Origin of the sequence: Psychrobacter sp. AOP5-GZ1-6, assembly GCF_052376345.1 — a bacterium.
Lineage (GTDB): Bacteria > Pseudomonadota > Gammaproteobacteria > Pseudomonadales > Moraxellaceae > Psychrobacter.
Map to the genome: position 1 here is coordinate 1 of NZ_JBQSVP010000186.1, position 4,605 is coordinate 4,605.

The 4,605-nt window shown below is 45.6% G+C and carries 2 protein-coding genes; one reads left to right on the forward strand and one right to left on the reverse strand.

The features are described from left to right. Positions 1-437 precede the first annotated feature (437 nt). Entirely contained in the window at positions 438-4,232 is a 3,795-nt protein-coding gene (gene metH, locus ACT3RN_RS14590) for a methionine synthase (protein WP_442062044.1), read from the forward strand. A 168-nt stretch (positions 4,233-4,400) separates the two neighbouring features. Here the strand turns inward: metH and ACT3RN_RS14595 are convergent. Then, positions 4,401-4,605, reverse strand: a 205-nt coding sequence (locus ACT3RN_RS14595) for a hypothetical protein (RefSeq protein WP_444518754.1), incomplete at its 5' end; no start/stop codon positions are given.

Genomic DNA, 4,605 nt, shown 5'->3' on the forward strand with positions numbered 1-4,605 from the left:
TTTAATAAAAACGTTTTTGGTCAAAGCCATTAACATTCATTAGTAAGTATTACTTACGCAATGCTAATTCTTCTGAAATCAAATTAACATCTCAAAAAAGTTTATCAATATACCTTTACGCTGTTTTTGTAGCGGCGGTGTAAGTTCTGTCTTACTTTTAAGAGTCATGTTTGACTTTAGTTTATCCAAGCAAAGCTTTGTGTAAACTTTGAGTGCATAGTTATTCATTTCTGCCTACCTACCTTATGCAATAGACTTTAACTCATTAAAAAACAGACAATTTGTCAATGACCTTAGCAGAGTCAGCACTATCCCTCGTGCTGTGCGATTTTCATGTTAAAATAATACGACTTTTCCACGCTATTTAGCTGATAAGAATTTTCACTCCGTTTGTTATTCCTTTCTTTTATAACATTGATGATATAAGCAGCGCTCCTATGACCCAAGCAACTGACTCACAAACCGATGCAACTTCTAGCCCATCACAATCTGCCGATGACTTTGTCCTGACGCCACCTGCCGTATTTCCTTATAAAGAGCAACAAATAACGGCACGGACACGTATCACCGAGCAAATGGCGTCGCGCATTTTGATGCTAGATGGAGCGATGGGTACACAGATTCAGACCTATAAACTAGAAGAAGCTGATTATCGTGGTGAGCGTTTTGCAGATATTAGCCAAGACGTACGCGGTAATAACGACCTGCTGGTGCTCTCACAACCACAGATGATTAAAGAGATTCATGATGATCATCTTGGTGCTGGTGCAGATATCATTGAAACCAATAGCTTTAATGGTACGCGCCTGTCGATGGCCGATTACGATATGCAGTATCTGGTGCCTGAGCTAAACAAAGAAGCGGCCAGACTGGCACGCGAGGCCGCCGATGCCTTTACTGCAAAAACACCAGACAAGCCGCGTTTTGTCGCGGGTGTGGTTGGCCCCACTTCACGTACCTGCTCGATATCACCGGATGTCAATGATCCTGCGTTTCGTAACATTACCTTTGATGAGCTAGTACTTAACTACCGTGAAGCGACATTGGCTCTAATTGAAGGTGGTGTCGACCTTATTCTAATCGAGACCATCTTTGATACGCTCAATGCCAAAGCAGCGATATTTGCGATCACTGGCGTGTTTGATGATATTGGATTTGAGCTTCCGATTATGATATCGGGTACGATTACTGATGCCTCAGGTCGCACGCTATCAGGACAAACGGCTGAAGCATTTTATAACTCGGTTCGCCATGCCAAACCTTTATCAGTCGGCTTCAACTGTGCGCTTGGTGCCGATGCGCTGCGACCACATATCCAAACGTTGTCCAATATCGCTGATACTTATGTTTCAGCGCATCCAAACGCTGGTCTGCCCAATGAGTTTGGTGAGTATGATGAAACGGCTGAAGAAACAGCAGCATTGCTAGAAGGCTTTGCCAAAGCAGGCATCTTAAATATCGTCGGCGGCTGCTGTGGTACCACACCTGAGCATATCCGCCAAATCGCAAACATGGTAAAAAACTATGCGCCGCGCGTGATTCCTGAAATCGCACCTGCCTGCCGCTTGTCTGGACTTGAGCCATTTACCATCGATACTGACAGCTTGTTTGTTAATGTCGGTGAACGTACCAACGTGACAGGTTCTAAAAAATTCTTACGTTTGATTAAAACCGAAGCCTACACCGAGGCACTTGATGTCGCCCGTGACCAAGTAGAAGGCGGCGCACAAATCGTCGACATCAATATGGATGAGGGTATGCTCGACTCCAAGCAGGCGATGATTCACTTTGTCAATCTCGTATCAGGTGAGCCAGATATCAGCCGTGTACCGCTGATGATCGACTCCTCTAAATGGGACATCATCGAAGAAGGGCTAAAGCGCACGCAGGGTAAATCTGTCGTCAACTCTATCTCGCTCAAAGAAGGTCACGCTGAGTTCGTCGAAAAAGCCAAGCTGTGTATGCGTTACGGTGCCGCCATTATCGTCATGGCCTTTGACAAAGACGGTCAGGCCGATACTTACGAGCGCAAAACTGAAATCTGCCAGCGCAGCTATGATGTGCTGGTCAACGAAGTTGGCTTCCCATCTGAAGATATTATTTTTGACCCTAATATCTTTGCCGTCGCAACCGGCATCACCGAGCACAATAACTACGGTGCCGACTTTATTAATGCGACCAAATGGATCACTGAAAATCTGCCTAATGCCATGGTATCGGGCGGTGTGTCTAACGTATCGTTTAGTTTCCGTGGTAACCCAATCCGTGAAGCCATCAACTCGGTATTCTTATTTCACGCGATCAAAAACGGCCTGACCATGGGTATCGTCAACCCAGCCATGCTTGAGGTATATGATGATATTCCAAAGGAAGCGCGTGACGCTATCGAAGATGTCATGCTCAATCGCAATCAAGGCGAAAGTGGTCAAGATGCCACCGAGCGACTGATGGGCGCTGCTGAAAACTATCATAATGGCGGTAAGAAAAAAGACAGTACGGTCGATATGAGCTGGCGTGAAGGTACGGTAGAAGAGCGCATCGCTCATGCTCTAGTCAAAGGCATTACTACCTTTATCGAAGCGGACACCAAAGAAGCATGGGAGAAATACCCCAAGCCGCTAGAAGTCATCGAAGGCCCATTGATGGACGGTATGAATATCGTCGGTGACTTATTTGGTGCGGGTAAAATGTTCCTACCGCAAGTGGTCAAGTCTGCCCGCGTAATGAAGCAGTCAGTCGCTTGGCTGAACCCGTATATCGAAGCCGAAAAGGTCGAAGGCGAGGTCAAAGGTAAAATCCTGATGGCGACCGTCAAAGGCGACGTGCATGATATCGGTAAAAACATCGTCGGCGTGGTACTCGGCTGTAATGGCTACGACATCATTGACCTCAGCGTGATGGTACCCTGTGAGACCATCCTCGATACCGCGATCAAAGAAAAAGTCGATATCATCGGTCTGTCTGGTTTGATTACCCCAAGTCTCGATGAGATGGTCTATGTGGCCAAGCAAATGCAAGAGCGCGGCATGACCTTACCGCTTATGATTGGCGGTGCGACCACCTCTAAAGCGCATACCGCGGTTAAGGTGGAGCCGCAATATCAAAACGATGGCGTCATCTATGTCACAGACGCCTCGCGCTCAGTCGGTGTGGTGACCAAGCTGCTCTCAAAAGAACATCGTCAAGCGCTGATCGATGAGACCCGCGAAGAGTACGCCAAGGTACGCGAACGTCTGGCCAAGCGTAAACCAAAAGCGGCTAAAGTATCGTATGCTGAGTCAATTAAAATGGGCTTTAAAGGTGACTGGGACAATTATGTGCCACCAGTGCCAAACAAATTGGGCCAAGTGATATTGGATGACTACCCCATCACTAATTTGCTGCCGTATATCGACTGGACGCCATTTTTTATCTCTTGGGGACTGGCAGGTAAATATCCAAAAATCTTGCAAGATGATGTGGTCGGCGAAGCGGCTCGTGACCTGTTTAATAATGCCAATGAGCTGATGCAAAAGATGATTGAGGAAAAATCAATCGTCGCTAAAGGGGTGTTTAAACTCATGCCCGCTCGCCGTACGGGTGCGGACACCGTGACGGTCTATGACAATGCGCCTGATGATGGTGGCAGCCCAACCTATCAGTTCGAGCATTTACGTCAACAAAGCGATAAAGCCAGTGGCAAACCGAACTTTAGCTTGGCTGACTTTATCTCGCCATCAGAGACACATACCGATCACTTGGGCGGCTTTACTGTCTCTATCGTCGGTACAGAAGCACTCGCTGAGCAATACAAAGCGGCAGGCGATGACTATAATGCCATCATGGTACAGGCTCTGTCTGACCGTCTAGCCGAAGCATTCGCTGAGCATCTGCATGAGCTGGTACGTAAAGAGTACTGGGGCTATCAGCCGACTGAGTCACTCACCAACGATGAGATGATTAAAGAAAAATATGTCGGCATCCGCCCTGCGCCTGGTTACCCTGCTTGCCCTGAGCATACGGAAAAAGGCAAATTGTTTGATTGGCTCGGTACGGTAGATGCTATCGGCACGACTTTAACCGAAAGCTATGCGATGTGGCCTGCGTCGTCGGTCAGCGGATTCTATTACTCGCACCCTGATAGTGAGTACTTCAATGTCGGTAAGATCAGTCGTGATCAGTTAGAGAGTTATGCTGAGCGTAAAGGTTGGGATATGAATACTGCTGAGAAGTGGTTGAATCCGAATTTGTAGAAAATTAATAGTTGTTTTTTGGCTTATTCATTTAATATGAGTAAGCCATTTTTTATAGAGTTGTAATTTACTTTATATAAGTGATTTTATGGTTGCGATGTTATTTTGGAGTAAATTTCAAACTATGGGTATAGACATTATGATAAATCAATTTAATAGCTCTAAGAACTACTTATCTTTATTGACATAAACAATGTTTGTATTTGAGTTTTTTTCAGATTTTAGTACAAAAAGCATTAAACGGGGCATAGTCGCAATGGGTAATAATACGAATGCCATACCAACCTCTATCTTAGAACAGATTACAAGAGCTATAATAAATAACACCGTCAATACAGTTAATATATTTGCATAATGGGTTGTCTTTTTAGTT